This is a genomic window from Polaromonas sp. P1_F2 (assembly GCF_056405735.1).
Genome location: NZ_JBFUBN010000001.1, coordinates 272,657 through 296,237 on the forward strand (window position 1 = coordinate 272,657; position 23,581 = coordinate 296,237).

Here is a 23,581-nt window from a genome sequence, read left to right on the forward strand (position 1 = left end):
GCGACTGTCATTGCCATTCCGAATGAGTGACGAGATTTTCATGCAGCAGGCCCTGGCCGAGGCGCGCCAGGCGGCCGCCGCGGGTGAAGTACCCGTGGGCGCGGTGGTGGTCCGGCGCGGCGAGGTCATTGCCAGCGGCCGCAATGCGCCGGTGGACGGCCATGACCCGACGGCCCATGCCGAGATCGTGGCCCTGCGCGCCGCGGCGCGGGTGCTGGGCAACTACCGGCTCGACGACTGCGAACTCTTCGTCACGCTGGAGCCCTGCGCCATGTGCAGCGGCGCCATGCTGCACGCCCGCCTCAAGCGTGTGGTGTTCGGCGCGGCCGACCCCAAGACCGGCGCGGCCGGCTCGGTCCTCAACCTGTTTGCCGAATCCCGGCTGAACCATCAAACGTCCTTGCAGGGCGGTGTGCTGGCGGGGGAATGCGGCGAGCTGCTGCAGGCCTTTTTCCGGCAGCGCCGGGCCGACAAGCGCGAAGAGTCGCGGCTTGCCCATCCATTGCGCGACGATGCACTGCGTACGCCCGAGGCCGCCTTCGACGATTTACCGGGCTATCCCTGGCAACCCCGCTATGTCAGCGACCTGCCGGCGCTGGGCGGATTGCGCATGCATTACCTGGATGAAGGCAAGGAAGGCGAGGGCGGCCAGACCTACCTGTGCTTGCACGGCAATCCCGCCTGGAGCTATCTCTACCGCAAGATGATTCCGGTGCTGCTGGAAGCCGGGCACAGGGTCGTCGCGCCCGACCTGGTCGGCTTCGGCAAAAGCGACAAACCCAAAAAAGAGAGCTTTCACAACTTCAGCATCCACCGGCAGATCCTGCTGGAACTGGTCGAACGCCTGGACCTGCAGAACGTGGTGCTGGTGGTTCAGGACTGGGGCGGCCTGCTGGGCCTCACGCTGCCGATGGAGGCGCCGCAGCGCTACCGGGGTTTGCTGGTCATGAACACGACACTGGGCACCGGTGACGCGCCACTGCCCACAGGCTTTGTGGCCTGGCGCGAGATGTGCGCGAAAAACCCGGAGTTCGACGTGGCCCGGCTGTTCGCGCGCGGCAACCCGCAGATGAGCGCTGCCGAGTGCGCGGCCTACAGCGCCCCTTTCCCGGACAAAGGCCACCGCGCGGCCTTGCGCGCCTTCCCGCCCATAGTGCCGGACAGCCCCGGGGCCGACGGCGCCGCCATCTCGCGGCAAGCGCGCAGCTTCTGGCAAAACGGCTGGACGGGCAAAACACTGATGGTGGTGGGCGCGCAGGACCCGGTGCTGGGCCCGCCTGTCATGCAGGCGCTGAAGGCCGTGATTCGCGGTTGCGGTGAGCCCGTGATGCTTGAACAAGCGGGGCATTTTGTGCAGGAGCACGGCGAGCCGGTCGCGCGGCAAGCCTTGGCGTTTTTCAGCCCGGCAGCTTGAAGACCGGCAGATGCCAGCCCATGAAAATGGCGCTGAGCCGCAGCGCCACCACCGCCGCCAGCCCGATACCAAAGGCCCATGAGGGCTTAAGTCCCATCGCCTTCAAAGCCAGGTAGAGTGCGATCCCGGCGATCGCCGCGCTCGCGTAGATGTCCTGGCGCAGCAACAGCGGTACCTGGTTGCTGCAGACGTCGCGCATCAGGCCGCCCGCCACGCCTGTCATGGTGCCCATCACCACCACGATGACCGGTGACAGCCGCGCGGCTTCGGCCAGTTGCGCACCTGAGAGCGCGAACAGCGCCAGCCCGAGCGCATCGGCCACCAGCAGCGCTTGCGATGGGATCGGCAGCACCTGCACATAGAGCATGGTGCCCAGCGCCGCCGCGGCTATCACCAGCAGGTAGGCCGGCCTGGCCATCCAGAACACCGGGTGCCGGTTCATCAGCAGGTCGCGCAGGGTGCCGCCGCCTATGGCGGTCAAAGCCGCCAGCACCAGCACGCCCAACAGGTCCAACTGCAGGCGCCCGGCCGCCAGCGCGCCGCTCACGGCAAAGACGGCAACGCCCAGGAGGTCCAGCACATACAGCATCATGGTGGCCCGTTTATACCTGTAGCCAAAGGCGGCAGGGCAGGAGGGGCGACAGTGGGATACTTGCAGCCGTGAAAAAACATATCTATATCTACTCCCCCTCCAGCGCAGTGCGCGACAAGGCCGCTTTCAAGCGCGGCGTGCAGCGCCTCACCGCCCTGGGCCATGAAGTTGAAATTGATCCCGACGCACTCGCGCGCCACCAGCGTTTTGCCGGTGACGACGACACCCGGCTGGCCGGCATCCACCGCGCGGCCGCCAGCGGCGCCGACGTGGCCCTGATTTCCCGCGGCGGCTACGGCCTGTCGCGCATCCTGCCGGGTATTCAATACAAAGCGGTCGCCAAAGCCATCGCGGGCGGTACGCGTTTTGTCGGCCTGAGCGACTTCACGGCCTTCCAGCTGGCCGTGATGGCCAAGACCGGCGCCGTGACCTGGGCCGGCCCCGCGCTGGGCGAGGATTTCGGCGCCAAGGCGCCGGACGACATCACCGAGGCCTGTTTTGACGACCTGATCACGGGCCAGGGCGAGGGCACGGGCTGGCAACTGCCCAAGCCGGCCGCGGATGCGAAGCCGGCGGCCGATTTCATGGTCAAGGACGCGGTGCTCTGGGGCGGCAACCTGGCCATGCTGTCCTCGCTGGTCGGCACACCCTACCTGCCGGTCGTCAAAGGCGGGATCCTGTTCATCGAGGACGTTGCCGAGCATCCCTACCGTGTGGAACGCATGCTCACGCAGCTGCTGCACGCCGGCGTGCTGGCGCAGCAAAAAGCCATCATCTTCGGGCAGTTCACCAACTATTCCCTGGTGCCGCACGACAAGGGCTTCAAGCTGGCGTCGGTGATTGCCTGGCTGCAAAGCAAGGTCAAGGCGCGTGTGCTGACCGGCCTGCCTTTCGGCCACGTGCCGACCAAGGTGATGCTGCCCGTGGGCCTGAAAACCACGCTGGCGGTGGAGGGGCGCGATGCCTTCGTGCTCTGGGGCCACCTGCACGGCGCGCACGAGGCGCATTGAGTGGACAGGCTGGCGCGCCGGGCGTCGGCGCGGGCTGCGAGCGGACAAAAATAAACCAGCTAGAAGCTGGTTTAAAAAGTTGCCTTGGAGGCCAGGAAGAAACTAGAGGAAACTGGAGAAGAAAAAGAGCAGAACGAGGGAAAAAGTTAGGTGGTGAGCGGGCTGGGCCGCGAACTCAGGCCGCGGGGCAGCATGCCCTTGAATTTGTCGCTGATGCGGCTGACTTTTTCACGGGCGATGGTCTCACCGTGCATGGCCGCCAGCACCGCCATGACGTCGCCGCGGGTGTACCACAGGCCCTGGATGTCCTGGGCATAACGCACGCGGCGGGTAATCTTGGGATAGTGCTTTTCACCGAATTCACCGAGCTCGTCGAGGATGAACTGGCGGATGTCCTCGGTGCGGTCTTCCAGTATGGAAGGCGTGACCTCACCGGAGCCCAGCAGCGCCATGAAGCTGCTTTTGATATTCGGTTTTAACCAGCGCATGTGTTTCACAACTTTCTACCGGAGCATCCCGTGGGTATTTATTTGCGTTCCCATGGAACGTCGTCTTCTGTTAGATTAAGACGACATCTAAGGATATGCAAGGTGTTTTGTGTGAAATGGTTAACGCAAAACAACAAATGAATCAAGGAGTTAGTAACTAGATGTCATGTCGATTCTGGCATTGAACATTGTTTAAATCTTTAGGCCTACAGGCAATTTCACCTGTGAGTCGAAAGTCACTTCCGGCTTTTTTCGGCATTATTCACCTTTTTTTCGGCCTGTTTCAGGCTCTCCCCGGACCGCTATGAGCATACAAATGACCGCCATGACCGTTTACCCCGCGCACTACATCAACGGCCAATGGGTCAAGGCCCAGTCCTCCGAAACCCTGCCCGTCCACGATTCCAGCACCGAAGCCCTGATGGCGACGGTGCCGGCCGGCACCGCGGCGGAGGCTGAAGCCGCCGTGCTGGCGGCCCGCGCGGCTTTCGACGGCTGGTCAGCCCTGCCGGTCGAAACCCGCGCCGCCTACCTCGACAAGGTGGCGGCCGGCGTCAAGGCGCGCACCGAGGACCTGGCCGTGGCGATTGCCCGCGAAGTGGGCATGCCCCTGAAGATGGCGCGTGCCGTCCAGGTGGGCGGCCCGGCCTGGCACTGGGGCAACTTCGCCAAGGTGGCGCGCCAGTTTGAGTGGGAAAAGCAGGTCGGCAACTCCCTCGTGGTGCGCGAAGCGATCGGCGTGGTGGGCTGCATCACGCCCTGGAATTTCCCGCTGAGCCAGATCACGCTGAAAATCGCGCCGGCCATGGTGGCCGGCTGTACCGTGGTGCTCAAACCCAGCGAAATCGCGCCAGTCAACGCCATGATCCTGGCCGAAATCATCCACGAGGCGGGCCTGCCGCCCGGCGTGTTCAACCTGGTCAACGGCATGGGCCCGGTGGTGGGCGAAGTCCTGGCCACGCACCCGGAAGTCGACATGGTGAGCTTTACCGGTTCCACCCGCGCCGGCAAGCGCGTGGGCGAGCTGGCCAGCCAGTCCATCAAGCGCGTGGCGCTGGAACTCGGCGGCAAGTCGGCCAGCGTGGTGCTGGACGACGCCAATTTCGAGGCCGCCGTCAAAGGCACCGTGTCGGCCTGCATGCTCAACAGCGGCCAGACCTGCTCGGCCCACACCCGCCTGCTGGTGCCGGCCGGCCGCTATGAGGAAGTCAAGGCGCTGGCCCAGGCCGCCATCGCCAAATTCAGCGTAGGCCCCAGCCTGGAAGAGGGCAGCAAGCTCGGCCCCCTGGTCAGCGCTTCGCAGCGCGACCGCGTGCTGGGTTTCATCCGCACCGGCATCGAAGAGGGCGCGGACGTGATCGCCGGCGGTGCCGAGGCGCCCGCCATCGCCAAGGGTTATTTTGTCCAGCCCACCATCCTGGGCATCAAGCCGACGGATTCGCTGGCCCAGGAGGAAATCTTCGGCCCGGTGCTGGTGGTTATCCCCTACAAAGACGAAGAAGACGCCGTGGCCATCGCCAACAGCACCATCTACGGACTGGGCGGCGCCGTCTGGAGCGGCACCGACGAGCACGCGATGAAGGTCGCGCGCCGCCTGCGCACCGGCCAGGTGGACATCAACGGCGGGCCTTTCAACGGCCAGGCCCCGTTCGGCGGTTACAAGCAGTCGGGCAACGGCCGCGAAAACGGCGTGTACGGCTTTGAGGAATTCCTCGAGTTCAAGGCCATGCAGCTCAAGCCCAGCGCGAGCTGAATTCCCGGTCCGCCCCGGCCGATGCCGGGCAAAACCGCCGAGCCGACTGCTGTTTGTCATAGGTTCCATGTGTACTTATGTTTTAATGGCACCAGAACTACAAGCAGTTACATCGATTTATGGCAGAAGTTACCGTCGTTTTTGCCGATCTCACAGGAAGCACCGGGGTTTTTGAGTCGCTGGGCAATGCCAAGGCAACCCAGGCCATCACACGCCTGACCCAGTGGATAGGCAAGGTCTGCGAGGCCTACCGCGGCCACGTCGTGAAATACCTGGGCGACGGCGTGCTGGCCGTGTTTCCCGACAATGCCGATGCCGTCGATGCCGTGACCGAATTGCAGCGGGTCCACCGCGACCGCATCCGCAACTGGCCCGACCAACTCAAGATGCGCCTGCAAACGGGCGTGGCACGCGGTGAAATCGTCGAGCAGGACGGCGACTGCTTCGGCGATGCCGTCAACCTGGCTTCGCGCCTGAGCGACCTGTCCGGCCCGGACCAGATCCTGGCCACCGACGCCGTCATCCAGCATCTTCCTTCCGATACGCTGGTGCGCTCACGGAGCCTGGGCGCGCTGGAAATACGGGGCCGCACCGAAGCCTGCCTGGTGCATCGCATCGAATGGCAGGCCGAGGTCATGTCGGAATCTTTCACGGTGCCCGCCACCCTGACGGAGCCACCACCCGCCCGGCAGGCTGCCGCCCAGGCGTTGATAGAACTGTGCTGGCTGGACATCAACACGGCCTTCGCCTCGACCGAGCTGCCCATCTTCCTGGGGCGCGACCAGGACGCGCATTTTGTGGTGCAGGATCCGCGCGTTTCCCGCAGGCATGCCAGGATTGAATGGCGCGCCGGCCAGTTCTTCCTCGAGGACGTCAGCAGCTACGGCACCTGGGTGCGTTTTTCCGACAGCGCGGCGGTGGTGGCGTTGCGCCGCCAGGAATGCGTGCTGCTGCTCGAAGGCGAGATCGCGCTGGGCGCTCCTTTTGAGGATTTCACGGTCCCCACCGTCAGTTTCAAGTTCGCCGACGGCAAAATGCACTTGCAGAAAAAATAAGCTGCATTCATCCTGCCGGGTGCGGGATGTCAAAGAGTCCGCTGCGGGCTCATCGCCTTTGCCGTCGATCCGCACGGCGACTTGATGGGAACATGATCTTGGTCTGGTTCAAACGCGTTCTTGCCGCCCTGGCTGCGCTGCTTCTGCTCGCCGCGGCGGCGGCCGGCATCTATATCTATCGCGCCACACCCGCGCTGGACGGCGAGTTGCAGGCTGCTGGCCTGCGGGCCCGCGTGAGCGTGGCGCGCGATGCGGCCGACGTCACCCACATCAAGGCCCAGTCGCCGCGCGACGCCTGGTTCGCCCTCGGTTATGTGCATGCCCAGGAGCGCGGCTGGCAGCTGGAATTCAATCGGCGCGTGATGCACGGCGAGCTCTCCGAAGTGTTCGGCCCGGCCACGCTGGACACCGACAAGCTGCTGCGTACGCTGGGCGTGGCGCGCGCCGCCGAACGCCAATGGCAGGGCCTGCCCGCCGAGGGGCGCGAGGCCATGCAGGCCTACAGCGAGGGCATCAACGCTTTTTACGCCGGTTCATCGCAGGCCTTGTCCCCCGAGTTCCACATCCTGGGCGTCAAGCCCGGCGGCGCCTCGGGCGTGGCCTGGTCGCCCACCGACAGCCTGGCCTGGTCGCTGATGATGGCGCTGGATTTGAGCGGCAACTGGGGCACCGAATTCGCCCGCCTGTCCGCCGCCCGCGTGCTCAAGACCCCCGAACTCTGGCAGCTGTTTCCGCCATACCCCGGCGAGCAGCCGGCCTCGAGGGCGGATTTCAGCAAGCTCTACGCCGATCTCGGCGTGTACCGCACCGACCTTCCCGCCACCCCAAAAGTTTCAAGCCGCCGCCCGGCCCCCGCAACGGTCACCATGGCCCAAGGCATCAACGGCTGGGCCGGGGCGCTGGGCGAGGTGGAAGGCAAGGGCTCCAACAACTGGGTAGTGGCCGGTGCGCACAGCGCGAGCGGCAAGCCCCTGCTGGCCAACGACCCGCACCTGGGCCTGTCGGCCCCGGCCGTCTGGTATTTCGCGCGCCTGCAGGCGCCCGCCGGCGGCAATGACACCGGGCTGGACGTCATAGGCGCGACCTTGCCCGGCCTGCCGTTTGTGGTCATGGGCCGCACCCAGAAAATGGCCTGGGGCTTTACCAATACCGCGCCCGATGTGCAGGACCTGTACCTCGAGCAGGTCAACCCGGCTAACCCGCGCCAGTACCGCATCCCGTCCGCCGGTGCTTCCAAGGCTGAGGCCTGGGCCGACTTTGAGACCCGCCGCGAAACCATCAAGGTCAAGGGCCAGCCCGACGTGTTGCTGGATGTGCGCGAAAGCCGCCACGGCCCGGTGCTCAGCGACGTGCAGAAATCGCATGCCGAACTGCTCGACACCCGCAAATACGTGCTCGCGCTGCGCTGGAGCGCGCTCGACGCCGACAACCAGACGGTGCTGGCCGGGCTGCGGGCCAACCGCGCCCAGTCGGCCCAGGAACTGGTGGACGCCTTCGCGGCCTACCACTCGCCCATGCAAAACGTCGTCACGGCCGACGTCGCGGGCGGCGTGGCCTTCAAGGCCGCCGGCAAGGTGCCGCTGCGCAAACCCGACAACGACATTCGCGGCATCGCCCCCTCGCCGGGATGGGATGCCCGCTACGACTGGGCCGGCTGGCTGCCTTACGCGCAAACGCCCGAGGCAGGCCGCGCCGCCATCGAGGCCCGGGGCTGGTGGGCCACGGCCAACCAGCGCATCACGCCGCCGGCTTATCCCTTCTTCATGGGCCAGGACTGGACCGTGCCCTACCGCCACGACCGCATCGAGCAGCTGCTGGCTGCCACGCCCAGGCACGACGTGGCATCCATGCAAAAAATACAGGCCGACCAGCTGTCACCGGCCACGGTGAAGTTGTTGCCTTTCCTGCAAAAAACATTGGCGCAACCGGTGAACCATCCTTTGGCCGATGCCGCGCGCAAGGCCATGGCCGGCTTTGACGGTGTCATGCGCGCCGACCAGGCCGCGCCGCTGGTGTTCGCCGCCTGGGCCGACGAACTCACGCGCGGCATTGTGGGCGGCAAGCTCGGCGAGGCAACGTTCAGGCCGCTTTATGGCAAACGCCATTTCAGGAGCACGCTGGAAGATGTGCTGCAGCGCCAGGACGGCAATTGGTGCGGTGCGGCAGGCTGCGGGGCGCAATCGGCGGCGGCGCTGCTGCGTGCGCTCGACCGCTTGCAGGTGGCTTACGGCGCCGATGTGGGCAGCTGGACCTGGGGCAGGGCGCATCCGGCGCTGTCGGCGCACAAGCCCTTCGGCAACGTGGCCTGGCTCGCGCCCTGGTTTGACGTGCGCGTGCCTAGCGGCGGCGACACCTTCACGATCAATGTAGGCCAGTACTGGGCCACGGGCGATGCCACGCCCTTTGCCAACCGACAGGCGGCGTCCTTGCGCGCCGTCTACGACATGGGCGACCCGGAAAATTCACGCTTCATCTACCAGACAGGGCAGAGCGGCCTGGTGTTTTCCGGCCGCTACCGCGACATGCGGGACAGCTGGGCCGCCGTGCAATACCGGCCCTTGCAGATGAACCCACCGGCCTTCGCGCACCAGCTCACCTTGCGTCCCTGAAGGCGCGCGTAGAAGCCGCGTCAGGCCGGGATGGCATCCACGTTGAGCCGGTCCCAGTGGCGGTGCAGCGCAATCGCCGCCAGGAAATCCTGCGACACCTGGCCGTCCACCACCTTGCGCGCGTCGGCGATGATGACGCCGGGCGTGGGCACGCCGACCGCTTCCGGGTCCCTGCCCAGGCTGAAGCCCAGGGTGGCCAGCAGCTGTGCGCCGTCGTTCACTGCACAAATCGTCTTGCAATGCTTGTAAGCCTCCAGCACGAAGTGCACCGCCTCGCCCATGGCGCCCAGGGTGGCAACGCTTTCGCTTCCGCCCGGAATCAGCACGGCGTCAAACATCACCGAGGGCATATTGCTGAAGGTGTGGTCCACCGCGAGCTGCCGGCCCGAGGAGGTGCTGACCGTGCCCAGCTGCGGCGCCACAAGCTTGCACTGGGCGCCGGCGTCAAGCAGGTCCTGCTGCAGGCGCTTGAGCGCGGCGGCCTCCACCCCGTCGGCCACCAGGATGGCCACCTTGCGCGTTTTGGCGCTGCCGCCCGGGCGGCCCACCATGCGCAGGGCCGGGTCTTCTTCCACCTTCACCACGATGCGATGGTCGCGAAAGCCCAGCCTGCCGGCCGCGGCCTTGGCGTCGGGCGGCTTGATGCCCAGAGGGGCCGCCACGCGCGCGGCCAGTTTCAGGTCCACATGGGCCAGGTTGTCCACCATGCGCTGGCGAATGTCAGGCACCTCCACCTTGGACAGCTCAAAGCGGAAGGCCGCCACGATGTGGTCTTTTTCCGGCGCGCTCTGGCTGTTCCAGAACAGCGCGGCCTGCGAAAAATGGTCGTCAAAGGAAGGACTGCGGCGGCGGATTTTCGGCGGCTCCAGCTGCTCGGGGTAGGACTGGAATCCCTGCGCGCCGCCGTCCACCCGGTACTCGGCGCCGCTGCCCAGCGTGTTCGGTTCGTAGGCGACCCGGCCCTTGGCGATGGCCTGGCGGTGCATGCCGTCGCGCTGGAAGTTGTGCATGGGACACACGGCCCGGTTGATCGGGATCTCATGGAAGTTGGCGCCGCCCAGGCGCGACAGCTGGGTGTCGGTGTACGAGAACAGCCGGCCCTGCAGCAATGGGTCGTTGGAAAAATCGATGCCGGGCACCAGATGGCCGGGGTGGAAGGCGACCTGCTCGGTTTCGGCGAAGAAGTTGTCCGGGTTGCGGTTGAGCACCATCTTGCCGATGAGCTGCACCGGCACCTGTGCTTCGGGGATCAGCTTGGTCGGGTCAAGGATGTCGAAGCCCAGCTCGCTTTCCTTGCCCTCGTCGACGATCTGCACGCCGAGTTCCCACTCCGGGAAGTTGCCGCTTTCAATCGCCTCCCACAGGTCGCGCCTGTGGAAATCCGGGTCCTTGCCGGCGATCTTCTGCGCCTCGTCCCAGACCAGCCCGTGCACGCCCAGCTTGGGTTTCCAGTGGAACTTCACAAAAAAGGATTCACCGCGCGCATTGATGAAGCGAAAGGCATGGACGCCAAAGCCCTCCATCATGCGAAAGCTGCACGGCACGGCGCGGTCCGACATGGCCCACATCAGCATGTGCGTGGATTCGGGCATCAGCGAGGCGAAATCCCAGAAGGTGTCGTGGGCGCTGGCCGCTTGCGGCATTTCGTTGTGCGGTTCCGGCTTGACCGCATGGATCAGGTCGGGGAACTTGATGGCGTCCTGGATGAAGAAGACCGGGATGTTGTTGCCGACCAGGTCGTAGTTGCCTTCGGCGGTGTAGAACTTCACCGCGAAACCGCGCACGTCGCGCACGGTGTCGGCCGAGCCCCTGGAGCCCGCCACGGTGGAAAAACGCACGAAGACCGGCGTTTCCACATCCGGGTCCTGCAAAAAGCCCGCGCTGGTGTACTGCACCATGGACTTGTAGGGCTTGAAATAGCCGTGCGCGCCCGCGCCACGGGCGTGCACCGCGCGCTCGGGAATGCGCTCGTGGTCGAAGTGAGTGATTTTTTCGCGGAGGATGAAATCCTCCAGCAGGGTCGGGCCGCGCACGCCCGCTTTCAGCGAGTTGTGGTTGTCGGGAAACTGCAGGCCCTGGTTGGTTGTCAGCACTGGGGCGATGCCCGTGGTGAAGCTCTCGAGCTGGGTCTTCTTGTCTTTGGCGCCGTCCGTGTTCCGGTGAGGGGGGGAAGTGCTGCGCTTGGAGGGCGGCATGAAAAATCCTTGTGATAAAAAGAAACTCCGCCTGGGGGCTTGGGGCCACGGGCGGTTACAGGACGTAAGGGCGAAACACCGGGAAGCGCTCCCGCGTGGCGATCAGTTGTCGAGCAGGCCTTCCAGGACCTTCACCGAGGCCAGCAGGCCGAGCGCGGCGACCGTGCCGGCCAGGCACCAGGCCATGAACTCCTGCAGGATTTCCGCGATGCTGTCCGGCAAGGCCATGGACACCAGGAACAGGCCCGCCGCGCAGACCAGCACCGTCAGGAAAGCGTGGAGCAGGTCGATATCGCGGGGGTTGGCATGGATTCGCCAGGCGGTCAGCAGCCCCGCGGCCATGCCTGTCAAAAGTCCGGCCATCAGCTTCATGGTGGTGGTTTCCTGTGGTGGGTGAATCGTCATCAGGTGCTGCATGGACGATAGGGGCGCCCGGCCGCCGGGGTGGTAGCCCGATGCCGGTGGCCGGTGTAAGGCCTTTCTGCTCCTTGCGTAAGACGACGCTTACCGCCCCGCGACCACCGGCGTTCGTTCCGGCTTTTGCGTGCCCGTTGGCCTTTCTCCTACATGGGCACGCTCAACCTTCCGGCATCAAGGCGTGAACCTGCCGCGTAAATTGATGAACATTCCATCCATATTTGCCGCTGTTGCGGATTGGCACACATCATGAAAATGCGAACCTACCTCGTTGAGGACAATCCGACCATCCGCGACAACCTGCTCAGCACGCTGGAAGAACTGGCCCCGGTTGAAGCCGTCGGCACCTGCGAAACCGAAGACGAGGGCGCCGAATGGTTGACGCGCCACACCGCCCAGTGGGACTTGGCCATCGTCGACCTGTTCCTCAAACAGGGCAGCGGCCTCAGGATCCTCGAGGCCTGCCGCGACCGAAAACCCGCCCAGAAGATCGTGGTCTTCAGCAACTACGCCACCCGCGAGATGCGCATGCGCTGCGCCGAACTGGGCGTGGATGCGGTCTTCGACAAGTCCACGGAAATTGATTGCCTGCTGGCCTATTGCCTGACCCAGAGCCGCAAACTGGATCCCGCGGCGAACGACGACTCCAGGGCCTCCACGCTGCAGTCCGCGTAAGCCGCAACCACAGCAACCACAGCAACCACAGCAACCACCGCATCCACCAGGACCGGACCATGAGCACGCCCACCGCTCAGCCTCTCGATACCAGACCGCGGCGGCTTGACGACGGCGTTTTCCAGACGGCGGAAGAGGCGGTGCTGGTGGAAGGGCAGGGCAACGGCGCCGCGATGCCGCGGCCGCTGTCCGGCCAGGCTCCCACTTTTGCCCGCAACGGCGGCCGCACCAGGTCTTCATTCACCCAGGCCGTCGGTGCCCATGTCGCGGCCCGGCCTTGCCAGTCGGCCTTGCTGGCCGCCGCGGCGGGCGCACTGGCCATGCTGGTCCTTCGCTCGCGGCTGCGCGGCCGGCTCCAGCCCTTGCGCTCGTTCCGGCTGAAATGAGGCCGGGGCGGGGCCCCCGACTCAAGGAAATTCACGGAAATCCAAGGAAATTTTTATGCCCCTGCATCTTCACGTTCCCGTTCCCCAGCCTCCACCCGGAACACCGGGTATTCACGTGCCGAACGAGGTTCCGCCGCTGATCATTCCTCCTGAGCCCGGCACGCCTCCTGAGATCACCGATCCCCCGCCGCCGGAACCCACGCTCCCCATTCGGGAACCCGGCATCAACGTGCCGCCGCAAGCCACCTAGAGGAAGTCAGGACGCTTGCTGGCGTTGGTATTCGGCGCGCTTCATGACCAGGTAGCTTTCCTTGTCCAGCTCATGGAGCTGGCGCGCGTACTGTTCGGTCGCGTCGAACCAGTGTTGCAGCCGCGCCTCGAGTTGCTGCGCCGGCGGCTTGTCGAGTGAAGCCAGGTAGGCTTCTATGGCCAGGTAATAGCGCATGGTGTTGCGCTCCACGGTGCCGCGCATGCCGTCCACATAGGCGTTGGTGGAGCCGCGCCGCACCTGGGTGAAGCCCACCTTGCCGCTGCCGGCCGTGGCCAGGTAGCCTTGCATGGCCAGGCGGCTGGCGACGCCGTAACCGTAGGAGTAACGCAAGTGCATAAAGGTCTTGCCGTCCGGAAGCGGCACCGCCTGCAACTCGATGCGGTAATTCTGGGTGCCCAGCGGGCCCTTGTCCGCGCCCAGTTGTGCCGCCAGGTAGTCAGCCGTGCTCGCGGTCAGCCGGTAGCTGAACTTGAGCGCAAAGGCGTCTTCCAGTTGCTGCTCGGTTTTTTTGCCGACGTGCATGTTCAGCTGGCTGGGGCTCTCGTCCGTGCTGGCGTGGCAGTATTTGGTGTTGATGTGCAGTATCAGCATCTCGCACCAGCGCCTGGGGCTTTTGAAGGCGGCGCTGACCGTGGCAAAAGGCGAATTCAGCACGGCGTAGGCGCTGCCGGTTACCGCATTGGCGCCTTCGGATGATTCCAGGAACAGCGGCCTGCGGTAGGCATTCTGCGCCAGCTGCCCGGCCAGCGCCGCGTGTTTTTCGAGCAGGGCCGGTGCGCTGGATTCCGCGCTCGCGGCGGGCGCCTGCTGCGCTTGAACGGCAGCCGGGAAAGGAGATGCGCAAAGCGCCAGCCCGCACAGCAGCGCAAGGCGCCCAAGACGTCGTCGAAAAGGATTCATGGTCCCAGTTTGCCAGTGCAGACAAGGCCTTCTTCGCGGATGCTCCCTCGTCCTACATGCAATCGCCGCAAGCGTGAAGCGAAGGGGAAACGCACGGGGAAATATGGCGGGCCGCTCAGGCTTGCACGGTCTCCGCCAGCGCCTCAGGATCTTTCGCGGCGGAGGCTTCGAACTGCAGCGTGAGCCGGTTTTCCCCGCGTGTCAGGCGGGCGGATTCCTGCCGGGCCAGGGCCTGCACATCGTGCCACTCCAGCAGGCGGTAAGGGGGTTTGTCCACCACGCGCACGGGCTCGGGGACCTCGGGCATTTTCAGCTCGATATGTATCGAAAGAACATCTTCCGCAAACCCGGCGCTGATGAGCAGCTTGCCGGGCACGGCAGCCGCATCGGCCAGGCCTATGAGCGAGGCGGTCAGCACATTGCGCAGCGCCGATTGGGGAAGTTGCGCGGCGATGCTGCCGCTGCTGTCGCCCACCGAAAAACCCCTGAACGAGAGCTGCGTCACCACCATGCCCACGCATTCCGCGATGCCCGCATCGGCCCTGACCGGGCGGTTGTCCTTGGGCGCGAGCCAGCTCATCAAATCCGCGCAGGAGGCGGCCGCCTCTTTGGACAGCGCCACGATGTCGCGCGCGTTCCTGAGGAGCGCTTCCGGGTCGGGGTCGGCTTTTTGCAGGCGCCGCTCCAGCATCGCCGCCACCATGGCAATGGGCTGCAATGTCCCTGCCATGTTGTGGCGTATCACCGGGGCCAGCCGCCGCAGGAGCGCGTAATGCGCCGCTTCCGCCTCGCCTCGTTGCAATCCGCTTGCCTGTTCTGCCGTGCTGCTGGACTGAGCGCTCATGGTTTTGGTGCCAATGAAAAGGTTCACAAAAACTGCAGCCAAATCTGCAGGGCCCACGCCGCGCAACGAACACATCTCGCTGCGATATTTTCAAGGCGTAACCACAAAATATACAGCGGTCAAAAAAGAATTTATGTAAGCCAAAGCCTACAGTTGTGAGGCTGTGACGGGCGCGCCGCAGATTGTTTTCGCCGTTAAGTAAATAGTGCGATATCTGGTTGTCATTCTGAATCTTCGCGAGTAATCTCGGCACCCGTTTCTACAAAAAGTTACCGCCAATACAGGATGAATGATATGGAGGCTCTAGCCAAGCTTTCGGTGATCGAGCGCGACACCGAATTGAAGTCCATTCTCAAATCTTTGAGCGCGCTCAGGCGCGGTGAATCCGGCGTGACACTCCCAACGGAGTGGGACGGGGTCTATGGAAAGATCGCCGCCGAATTCAACCAGCTGTCGGCCATGACGACGGCGACCACCAGCCGCTGCAAAGGCCTGGCATCCAAGTCCCGCCTGTCAACACGCGCCAGCCGGCGCCTGCCCGAGGAAAAACTCTCGGGCTTCTGGCTGCAGAACGCGATGGCCATCAACACCGTGCTCGACGAAGCCGACACGGTGACGGAGCAGACCAAGGTGGTGCTGACCGCATTGACCGACCTGAAAAAAGGCGACGCGCGCGCCAGTCTGCCGCAAGACTGGACCGGCGTGCCCGGCAAGGTCGCCGATGCCTTCAATGACGTGGTCTCGGAAAACGTGCGCATGGCGCGTGAACTGGAACGCCTGAGCCGCGTGGTCGGCAAGCAGGGCCGGCTCAAGGAGCGGGCCTTTGTGCCCGACGCCACGGGATTCTGGCGCGACTCCGCGGAGTCCATCAATTCCCTGATCGCCGACCTGGTCCACCCGACCAGCGAAGTGGCGCGCGTGATCGGCGCCGTAGCCCAGGGCGACCTGTCCAAGAGCATGGCGCTGGAGGCCGAGGGCAGGGCGCTGGAAGGCGAGTTCCTGCGCACCGCGATGATCATCAACAAGATGGTGGAGCAGCTCGGCACCTTCTCGGCCGAGGTGACGCGGGTGGCGCGCGAGGTGGGCACCGAGGGCAAGCTGGGCGGCCAGGCTGATGTGCAGGGTGTGGCCGGCACCTGGAAGGACTTGACCGACTCGGTCAACTCCATGGGGTCCAACCTCACGGCGCAGGTGCGCAATATTGCGGAAGTGACGACGGCTGTGGCGGCCGGCGACCTGTCCAAGAAGATCACGGTGGACGTGAAAGGCGAGATTCTCGAACTCAAGAACACCATCAACACCATGGTGGACCAGCTGCGGTCCTTTGCTTCCGAGGTGACGCGCGTCGCGCGCGAGGTGGGTACCGAGGGCAAGCTGGGCGGCCAGGCCGATGTGCAGGGCGTGGCCGGCACCTGGAAGGACCTGACCGACAACGTGAACTTCATGGCCGGCAATCTGACATCCCAGGTGCGCAACATTGCCGACGTGACCAAGGCCGTGGCGGCAGGCGACTTGTCCAAGAAGATCACGGTGGACGTCAAGGGCGAAATCCTCGAACTCAAGAACACCATCAACACCATGGTGGACCAGCTGTCCTCTTTCGCGTCCGAGGTGACGCGGGTTGCGCGCGAGGTGGGCACCGAAGGCAAGCTGGGTGGCCAGGCCGACGTGCAAGGTGTGGCCGGCACCTGGAAGGACTTGACGGATTCCGTCAACTCCATGGGCTCCAACCTGACAGGCCAGGTGCGCAACATCGCCGAGGTGACGACGGCCGTGGCGGCCGGTGACCTGTCCAAAAAGATCACGGTGGACGTGAAAGGTGAGATTCTCGAGCTCAAGAACACCATCAACACCATGGTGGACCAGCTGTCTTCTTTCGCCTCCGAAGTGACGCGGGTTGCGCGCGAGGTCGGTACCGAAGGCAAGCTGGGCGGCCAGGCCGATGTGCAGGGTGTTGCCGGCACCTGGAAGGATTTGACCGATTCGGTGAATTCCATGGGCTCCAACCTGACAGGCCAGGTGCGCAACATCGCCGAGGTGACCAAGGCCGTGGCGGCCGGTGACCTCTCCAAAAAAATCACGGTGGACGTGAAGGGCGAAATCCTGGAACTCAAGGCCACCATTAACACCATGGTGGACCAGCTGCGCTCCTTTGCGTCAGAAGTGACGCGTGTGGCGCGCGAGGTGGGCACCGAAGGCAAGCTGGGCGGCCAGGCCGACGTGCAGGGCGTGGCCGGTACCTGGAAGGATTTGACCGACTCGGTCAACTCCATGGGCTCCAACCTGACAGGCCAGGTACGCAACATTGCCGAGGTGACAACCGCCGTGGCGGCCGGCGACCTGTCCAAGAAGATCACGGTGGACGTCAAGGGCGAAATCCTGGAACTCAAAAACACCATCAACACCATGGTGGACCAACTGCGATCGTTCGCCTCTGAGGTGACGCGTGTGGCGCGAGAGGTGGGCACCGAGGGCAAGCTGGGCGGCCAGGCCGACGTGCAGGGCGTGGCCGGCACCTGGAAGGACTTGACCGACTCGGTTAACTCCATGGGTTCCAACCTGACTGCTCAGGTGCGAAACATCGCCGAGGTGACGACGGCCGTGGCGGCCGGCGACCTGTCCAAGAAAATCACGGTGGACGTCAAAGGCGAAATCCTGGAGCTGAAAAACACCATCAACACCATGGTGGATCAGCTGCGATCGTTTGCCTCCGAAGTGACACGGGTGGCGCGCGAAGTGGGCACCGAAGGCAAGCTGGGCGGCCAGGCCGATGTGCAGGGCGTGGCCGGCACCTGGAAGGACTTGACCGACAACGTGAACTTCATGGCCGGCAACCTGACGTCCCAGGTGCGCAACATCGCCGACGTGACCAAGGCTGTGGCGGCAGGCGACTTGTCCAAGAAGATCACGGTGGACGTCAAGGGCGAAATCCTGGAACTCAAGGCCACCATCAACACCATGGTGGACCAGCTGCGCTCCTTCGCGTCCGAGGTGACGCGTGTCGCGCGCGAAGTGGGCACCGAAGGCAAGCTGGGCGGCCAGGCCGACGTGCAGGGCGTGGCCGGCACCTGGAAGGACTTGACCGACAACGTGAACTTCATGGCCGGCAATCTGACCAGCCAGGTGCGCGGCATTGCGCGCGTGGTGACGGCCGTGGCCAACGGCGACCTGGAACGCAAGCTGACCGTGGAGGCCAAGGGCGAAATCGCCGCTTTGGCCGACACTATCAACGGCATGACCGACACGCTGGCCACCTTCGCCGACCAGGTGACCTCGGTGGCGCGCGAGGTGGGCGTCGAAGGCAAGCTGGGCGGCCAGGCCAAGGTGCCGGGCGCGGCCGGCACCTGGAAGGGCCTGACCGAAAACGTCAACCAGCTGGCCGCCAACCTGACGACCCAGGTGCGCGCCATTGCCGAAGTGGCGACGGCCGTGACGCAGGGCGACTTGACGCGTTCCATCACCGTGGAAGCGCTGGGCGAAGTGGCCGCCCTGAAAGACACGATCAATGAAATGATCCGCAACCTCAAGGACACCACCCAGGTCAACACCGAGCAGGACTGGCTCAAGACCAATCTGGCCAAGTTCAGCCGCATGCTGCAGGGCCAGAAAGACCTGGTAGCCGTGGGCCACCTGATCCTCTCGGAGCTCGCGCCCGTGGTGGGCGCCCAGCAGGCCGAGTTTTACGTGCTCAGCTACACCCATGAAAGGCCGCGCTTGCGCCTGATGGCGAGTTATGCCTCGGACGGGCAGGGCGCCTACGGCAAGGAAATCGACCTGGGCCAGGGCCTGATAGGCCAGTGCGCGTTCGACAAGCAGAAGATCTTGCTGACCTCCTCGCTGCCGCAGGGCCTCAAGATATCGTCCGGCCTCACCGAAGTGGCGCCCATGGACATCCTGGTGCTGCCCATCATTTTCGAGGGCCAGGTCCGGGGCGTGGTCGAACTGGCCTCGGTCGAGCGCTTCAACCCCACGCACCAGGCCTTCCTGGATCAGCTCACCGAAAGTATCGGCATCGTGATCAACACGATCGAAGCCAATATGCGCACCGAGGACCTGCTGACCCAGTCGCAGTCCCTGGCGCAGGAGCTGCAAAGCCGGCAGGAAGAGCTGCAGCAGACCAATGAGGAGCTGCAGGAAAAAGCCCACCTGCTGGTCCAGCAGAACGACGAGGTGGAGCGCAAGAACCAGGAGGTCGAGCAGGCTCGCCAGGCGCTCGAAGAAAAAGCCAAGCAGCTGTCGCTGACCTCCAAGTACAAGTCCGAGTTCCTGGCGAACATGTCGCACGAGCTGCGCACGCCGCTCAACAGCCTGCTGATCCTGTCCGACCAGCTGTGCAAGAACTCCGAAGGCAACCTGACCGCCAGGCAGGTCGAGTTCTCCAAGACCATCCATTCATCCGGCAACGATTTGCTGATGCTGATCAACGACATCCTGGACCTGTCCAAGATCGAGTCGGGCACGGTGGTGGTGGACGTCAACGAGTTGCGCCTGTCCGACCTGCAGATGTATGTGGAGCGCACTTTCCGCCACGTCGCCGAGGCCAAGAGCGTGGACTTCCTGATCACCACCGGCCTGCAGCTGCCGGTGTCCATGGTGACCGACGTCAAGCGCTTGCAGCAGATCCTCAAGAACCTGCTGTCCAACGCCTTCAAGTTCACGCACCAGGGCCATGTGGCGCTGGCCATCGAGGAAGCCTTCACCGGCTGGAGCCCGGACAACGAGGAACTCAACCGCGCCCAGCAGGTGCTGGCGTTTTCCGTCACCGACACCGGCATCGGCATTTCCGCCGACAAGCAGCAGATCATCTTTGAAGCCTTCCAGCAGGCCGACGGCTCTACCTCCCGCAAATACGGCGGCACCGGCCTGGGCCTGGCCATCAGCCGCGAACTCTCGCGCCTGCTGGGCGGCGAGATTCGCCTGTCCAGCGCACCCGGCGAGGGCAGCAGCTTTGTGCTTTACCTGCCGCTGGTCTACGCCTCGCCGCGCGGCGCGCGCAAGCCCGGCGGCAGCGCCGAACAGCGCATCGAAGCCAGCGCGCCCATCCGGCTCGGCTTCGAGAAGCTGGAACCGGCTTTTGAGGATGCCGTCCTGGCGGCGGACGCCAGCGCCCTGGCCAACGAAGCCGCCGACGACCGGCATGCCATACAGCCCGGCGACTTCGTGCTGCTGATCGTGGAAAACGACCTGGCCTTCGCCGGCTTCCTGCTCGACGCCGCCCGCGCCAAGGGCTTCAAGGGCCTGGTGACCCCGCTGGGCGCCGGCGCGCTGACGCTGGCGGCGGAGTACAAGCCTTCGGCCATCACGCTGGACATGCACCTGCCGGACATGGAAGGCTGGCGCGTGCTCGAGCGCATCAAGCAGGACGCCGGCGTCCGGCACATCCCGGTCTGCGTCATCTCCACCGACGACTCCAAGGACCGCGCCTACCGCTCGGGCGCCATGGCCTTCATCGAAAAACCGATCCCGTCCAAGGAGGTGCTTGACGAGATGCTGGAGCAGCTGCACCGCTATGTGTCGCGCTCGGTCCGGCATATGCTGGTCGCCCTGAAGGACGATGTCTTGCGCGGCGAGGTCACCGGCATGCTGCAGCACAGCCATGTGCAGTGCACCGCCGTGGCCTCGCTGGCCGGCGTCAAGGCCGAAGACCTCACCCGCTTTGAATGTGTCGTCACCGACGATGCCTCCCTGACCGAGGGATTCGAGGGCATGCGCCGTGCCGCGCCGGAGCGCCGGGCGCTCGGGCCGCTGCCCGTGGTGGTCTGGCGTGACGGTCCCATCGACGCGCTGCACCAGCCGGCCTGGCAGTCCCGCGACGGCTTCCTGTTCCGCGAGGCCAGGTCCATCCCCCGGGTGCTGGACCAGGCCATGCATGCCCTGCACCTGACAGAGGCACGCATGACCGAAAAGCAGCGCGGCACCCTGAGGGCCCTGCACGAGGCCAACAAATCGCTCGCCGGGAAAAGGGTGCTGATCGTCGACGACGACATGCGCAACATCTTCGCCCTGGCCACCGTGCTCGAAGAGGAGGGCATGGACATCGTCTGGGCCGATAACGGCCACGACGCCATCGCCAAGGTCGCTTCCGACCCGCAGCTCAGCGTGGTGCTGATGGACATCATGATGCCGGTGATGGACGGCCTGGTCACCATGCAGGAGATCCGCAAGCTGCCGGCCGGCAAGAGCCTGCCCATGATCGCCGTCACGGCCAAGGCCATGAAGGGCGACCGCGAGAAATGCATAGAGGCCGGCGCCTGGGACTACCTGTCCAAGCCGGTCAATACCGAAAACCTGCTGGCCGTGCTGCGCGCCTGGTTGCCCCGATGAGCGCTGTCCTCATGCCGCAGGAGCCGGCAACCATGCTCAATCCGGATACCGTCAACATCCTGATCGTCGACGACCTGCCTGAAAAGCACGTCGTCATGGGCAGCATCCTCGAGGAGCTGGGGCAGAACCTGGTCAGCGCCCGTTCCGGCCGCGAGGCCCTGCGCCTGATCCTGCAGATGGACTTCGCCGTCATCCTGCTCGACGTCAACATGCCCGACATCGACGGCCTGGAAACCGCCAGCCTGATCCGGCAGTACAAGAAAACCTCGCAGACGCCCATCCTCTTCATCACCGCCTACGTGGACGAGATGCAGGCCGCCAAGGGTTACGAGCTGGGCGCGGTCGACTACATCTCGACCCCCGTCGTGCCCGGCGTGCTGCGCTCCAAGGTCAAGGTCTTCGTCGAGTTGCACCGCATGCATCGCCAGCTGCAGCAGCAGGCCGTCGAGCGCGAGGCGCTGGCACGCGCTGAGGCGGCCCGCACCGCGGCGGAAGAGGCCACGCGCCGCGCCGCCTACCTGGCCGAGGCCAGCCAGCGCCTGTCCATGTCCCTCAACATAGAGGCCACCGTGCATGCCCTGGCCGACATCGCCGTGCCGGGCCTGGGCGCCATGGCCGCCGTCGCCTTGCTGGACGACCATGGCGAACTGCACTGCCGCTGCCTCAAAATCGCGGGCGATGCCGATCCCACCCTGGGCCCGGTCTTGCTCGAATGCCACCGCGAGTTGAGCCCGGCCATGGCCGCGGTGGTCCGTGGCGCCATGCTCTCGCGCGACATCCAGTTTCTGACCGCTATGGACCTGTGCGCGGCACCGGCGGCGTCCGCTCCGCTGCCGGCCTGGCCGGAACTGCCGCCGGACCACGAGGAGATGGCCGTCTGCCCGCTGGTCGCCGGCGATCAGCAACTGGGCGCGCTCATCCTCTTCGGCAAGGCCGGCGGTTTCGCGCAGGCCGATGCCGCGCTGCTCAGCGAGGTCGTGGGCCGGGCCTCCATCGCCATGGAAAACGCCAGGCTCTACACGCTGGTGCAAGAGGCCGACCGGCGCAAGAACGAGTTCCTCGCGATGCTGGCACACGAGTTGCGCAACCCTCTGGCGCCCATCCGCAACGCGGTCCACATCATCAACGGGGCCCAGGTGGCCGACCCGACGGTGGCTTGGGCGCGCGACGTGATCGCACGCCAGGTCGACCACATGTCCCGGTTGGTCGACGATTTGCTGGACGTTTCGCGCATCGTGCGCGGCAAGGTGACCGTCCACATGGAGCCGCTGCTGCTAGCCACTCTGTGCGAGCGCGCCGTCGAAGCCAGCAGCCCCTTGCTGGCCGCGAGGCAGCAGCGGCTCACGGTAGCCCTCCCGGACGAGGCCGTGCTCCTGCAGGGCGACCTGGTGCGCCTGTCTCAAGTGCTGTCCAACCTGCTCAACAACGCCTCCAAGTTCACCGATCCGGAAGGAACGATCACCCTGGACGCGTCGCTGAAGGGCAACAGCATTTTTATCACCGTCTCCGACACCGGACAGGGCATAGACGCCGAATTCCTGCCGCACATCTTTGACCTGTTCGCCCAGGGCGACCAGGCGCTGGACCGCGCCCAGGGCGGCCTGGGCATAGGCCTCACGCTCGTCAAACACCTGGTGGACCTGCACCAGGGCACAGTCGAGGCGTATAGCGAAGGCCGCGGCAAGGGAAGCCGCATCACGGTGTCCTTCCCGGCCAAGCTTGCAGCGCAGGGCGCGGCCCTTCCCGCCGCCCTGATGCCGAAAGCCGCCAGGCCGGTGCCGGCCGCCTCCCGCAAAATCCTGGTCGTCGACGACTTGCCTGCCTCGGCGGACACCCTCAAGGTTTTGCTGGAGCTCGAAGGCTATGTGGTGAGGATCGCGAACGACGGCGCGGCGGCGCTCACGGTGGCCCAGGAGTTCGGGCCCGACGTGCTCATCCTCGACATCGGCCTGCCTGGCATGGACGGGTTTGAGGTGGCGCGCCAATTGCGTAGCCGGCCTGAATCCAAAGATGCTCTGTTGATTGCCTTGACGGGGTATGGGGAGGCTGAGAGTCGGCAGCGGTCGCAACGGGCTGGGTTTGATCATCATGTGGTCAAGCCGGCGGATATCGATTTCTTGCTGTCGCTTGTGGGGCAGCCGCCCGGGGCTCGGAACTTGGTGGAGGGGGTTTAGTTCTTTGGGTGTTCTGAGCGCTGATGTTGGTTTGGGTTCCGGGGCCGGGGTTGCCGGCAGCAACTCACTTTCTTTTGCTTCGCCAAAAGAAAGTAAGCAAAGAAAAGGCGACCCGCAGTCTGGGTCCCCTGCGCTTCGCTACGGGGCAACCTGCGGTGCTCGAGCCAAGCGGGGTCCGGCTAAACTCGCCTTCGGCTCAAACAACGCCGGCCCTGATCCGCTTGTCTCTGCGCTCCTCGGCCCAGCCAGGACGGGGCAATCGGGAGCGGGAGCGGGAACAGAAGACAGAAATACAAAGAAGATAAAGAAGACAAATACAAACAAGGACTCGCCACGGCGAGTCCTTGTTTCTTAAGTATTGGTATTCCCTCCCCACCCCTTGTGGATGCGCCGAGGAGCGCAGGTTCAGGCGGATCAGGGATCGCGTTGTCTGAGCCGAAGGCGAGTTTAGCGAGACCCCGTCTGGACCGAGCA

Annotated in this window: 15 protein-coding genes; 9 read left to right on the top strand and 6 right to left on the bottom strand. The window is 64.9% G+C overall.

Annotated elements, in window-relative coordinates; all coding sequences use genetic code 11:
* The first annotated feature begins 22 nt into the window (after positions 1–22).
* Entirely contained in the window at positions 23–1,414 is a 1,392-nt protein-coding gene (tadA, locus tag AC1D0O_RS01350; RefSeq protein ID WP_477651754.1) for a tRNA adenosine(34) deaminase TadA, read from the top strand.
* Here tadA and AC1D0O_RS01355 read toward each other — a convergent pair.
* Complete coding sequence (locus AC1D0O_RS01355; protein WP_477651755.1) at positions 1,398–2,006, bottom strand: trimeric intracellular cation channel family protein; 609 nt, start codon at positions 2,004–2,006, stop codon at positions 1,398–1,400. The two genes, tadA and AC1D0O_RS01355, sit on opposite strands and share 17 nt — an antisense overlap.
* A gap of 68 nt (positions 2,007–2,074) precedes the next feature.
* On the opposite strand from AC1D0O_RS01355, the gene AC1D0O_RS01360 reads away from it, so the two are divergent.
* Positions 2,075–3,016 carry an LD-carboxypeptidase gene (locus AC1D0O_RS01360; protein WP_477651756.1) on the top strand — a complete coding sequence of 314 codons (942 nt, stop codon included), beginning with the start codon at positions 2,075–2,077 and terminating at the stop codon, positions 3,014–3,016.
* A 146-nt stretch (positions 3,017–3,162) separates the two neighbouring features.
* Here AC1D0O_RS01360 and AC1D0O_RS01365 read toward each other — a convergent pair whose 3' ends face one another.
* Positions 3,163–3,504, bottom strand: coding sequence for a hypothetical protein (locus tag AC1D0O_RS01365; RefSeq protein WP_477651757.1), 342 nt, complete (start codon positions 3,502–3,504; stop codon positions 3,163–3,165).
* 325 nt (positions 3,505–3,829) lie between these two features.
* Between AC1D0O_RS01365 and AC1D0O_RS01370 the strand changes: the two genes are divergently transcribed.
* From AC1D0O_RS01370 to AC1D0O_RS01380, 3 genes are all read left to right on the top strand, one after another.
* Complete coding sequence (locus tag AC1D0O_RS01370) at positions 3,830–5,257, top strand: aldehyde dehydrogenase family protein (RefSeq protein WP_477652239.1); 1,428 nt, start codon at positions 3,830–3,832, stop codon at positions 5,255–5,257.
* 119 nt (positions 5,258–5,376) lie between these two features.
* Complete coding sequence (locus tag AC1D0O_RS01375; RefSeq protein ID WP_477651758.1) at positions 5,377–6,312, top strand: FHA domain-containing protein; 936 nt, start codon at positions 5,377–5,379, stop codon at positions 6,310–6,312.
* Positions 6,313–6,404: 92 nt separating this feature from the next.
* Positions 6,405–8,921: a penicillin acylase family protein gene (locus tag AC1D0O_RS01380; protein WP_477651759.1), complete on the top strand. Its 2,517-nt coding sequence runs from the start codon at positions 6,405–6,407 to the stop codon at positions 8,919–8,921.
* Between the two features lie 20 nt (positions 8,922–8,941).
* On the opposite strand, the gene AC1D0O_RS01385 is transcribed toward AC1D0O_RS01380, so the two are convergent.
* Together AC1D0O_RS01385 and AC1D0O_RS01390 are read right to left on the bottom strand one after the other, a co-directional pair.
* Complete coding sequence (locus tag AC1D0O_RS01385) at positions 8,942–11,116, bottom strand: catalase (RefSeq protein ID WP_477651760.1); 2,175 nt, start codon at positions 11,114–11,116, stop codon at positions 8,942–8,944.
* 102 nt (positions 11,117–11,218) lie between these two features.
* A complete protein-coding gene (locus tag AC1D0O_RS01390; RefSeq protein WP_477651761.1) occupies positions 11,219–11,521 on the bottom strand; it encodes a hypothetical protein in 303 nt (100 codons plus the stop codon).
* Positions 11,522–11,782: 261 nt separating this feature from the next.
* Between AC1D0O_RS01390 and AC1D0O_RS01395 the strand changes: the two genes are divergently transcribed.
* Both AC1D0O_RS01395 and AC1D0O_RS01400 read left to right on the top strand, forming a co-directional pair.
* Positions 11,783–12,208: a response regulator transcription factor gene (locus tag AC1D0O_RS01395; RefSeq protein WP_477651762.1), complete on the top strand. Its 426-nt coding sequence runs from the start codon at positions 11,783–11,785 to the stop codon at positions 12,206–12,208.
* Positions 12,209–12,267: 59 nt separating this feature from the next.
* Entirely contained in the window at positions 12,268–12,594 is a 327-nt protein-coding gene (locus tag AC1D0O_RS01400; RefSeq protein ID WP_477651763.1) for a hypothetical protein, read from the top strand.
* Positions 12,595–12,850: 256 nt separating this feature from the next.
* Here AC1D0O_RS01400 and AC1D0O_RS01405 read toward each other — a convergent pair whose 3' ends face one another.
* Complete coding sequence (locus AC1D0O_RS01405; protein ID WP_477651764.1) at positions 12,851–13,765, bottom strand: hypothetical protein; 915 nt, start codon at positions 13,763–13,765, stop codon at positions 12,851–12,853.
* A 115-nt stretch (positions 13,766–13,880) separates the two neighbouring features.
* Positions 13,881–14,609, bottom strand: a complete 729-nt coding sequence (locus AC1D0O_RS01410; protein WP_477651765.1) for a hypothetical protein — start codon at positions 14,607–14,609, stop codon at positions 13,881–13,883.
* Between the two features lie 294 nt (positions 14,610–14,903).
* On the opposite strand from AC1D0O_RS01410, the gene AC1D0O_RS01415 reads away from it, so the two are divergent.
* Both AC1D0O_RS01415 and AC1D0O_RS01420 read left to right on the top strand, forming a co-directional pair.
* Positions 14,904–20,933, top strand: a complete 6,030-nt coding sequence (locus AC1D0O_RS01415) for a hybrid sensor histidine kinase/response regulator (RefSeq protein WP_477651766.1) — start codon at positions 14,904–14,906, stop codon at positions 20,931–20,933.
* Complete coding sequence (locus AC1D0O_RS01420; RefSeq protein ID WP_477651767.1) at positions 20,930–23,107, top strand: response regulator; 2,178 nt, start codon at positions 20,930–20,932, stop codon at positions 23,105–23,107. The genes AC1D0O_RS01415 and AC1D0O_RS01420 overlap by 4 nt, the downstream gene beginning before the upstream one ends.
* Positions 23,108–23,581 lie beyond the last annotated feature (474 nt).

Coding starts and splice junctions, on each gene's coding strand:
- AC1D0O_RS01355 (WP_477651755.1), bottom strand. CDS start 2,006: ATGATGCTGTATGTGCTGGACCTCCTGGGCGTTGCCGTCTTTGCCGTG.
- tadA (WP_477651754.1), top strand. CDS start 23: ATGAGTGACGAGATTTTCATGCAGCAGGCCCTGGCCGAGGCGCGCCAG.
- AC1D0O_RS01380 (WP_477651759.1), top strand. CDS start 6,405: ATGATCTTGGTCTGGTTCAAACGCGTTCTTGCCGCCCTGGCTGCGCTG.
- AC1D0O_RS01420 (WP_477651767.1), top strand. CDS start 20,930: ATGAGCGCTGTCCTCATGCCGCAGGAGCCGGCAACCATGCTCAATCCG.
- AC1D0O_RS01410 (WP_477651765.1), bottom strand. CDS start 14,609: ATGAGCGCTCAGTCCAGCAGCACGGCAGAACAGGCAAGCGGATTGCAA.
- AC1D0O_RS01405 (WP_477651764.1), bottom strand. CDS start 13,765: ATGAATCCTTTTCGACGACGTCTTGGGCGCCTTGCGCTGCTGTGCGGG.
- AC1D0O_RS01370 (WP_477652239.1), top strand. CDS start 3,830: ATGACCGTTTACCCCGCGCACTACATCAACGGCCAATGGGTCAAGGCC.
- AC1D0O_RS01385 (WP_477651760.1), bottom strand. CDS start 11,116: ATGCCGCCCTCCAAGCGCAGCACTTCCCCCCCTCACCGGAACACGGAC.
- AC1D0O_RS01395 (WP_477651762.1), top strand. CDS start 11,783: ATGAAAATGCGAACCTACCTCGTTGAGGACAATCCGACCATCCGCGAC.
- AC1D0O_RS01375 (WP_477651758.1), top strand. CDS start 5,377: ATGGCAGAAGTTACCGTCGTTTTTGCCGATCTCACAGGAAGCACCGGG.
- AC1D0O_RS01365 (WP_477651757.1), bottom strand. CDS start 3,504: ATGCGCTGGTTAAAACCGAATATCAAAAGCAGCTTCATGGCGCTGCTG.
- AC1D0O_RS01400 (WP_477651763.1), top strand. CDS start 12,268: ATGAGCACGCCCACCGCTCAGCCTCTCGATACCAGACCGCGGCGGCTT.
- AC1D0O_RS01390 (WP_477651761.1), bottom strand. CDS start 11,521: ATGACGATTCACCCACCACAGGAAACCACCACCATGAAGCTGATGGCC.
- AC1D0O_RS01415 (WP_477651766.1), top strand. CDS start 14,904: ATGGAGGCTCTAGCCAAGCTTTCGGTGATCGAGCGCGACACCGAATTG.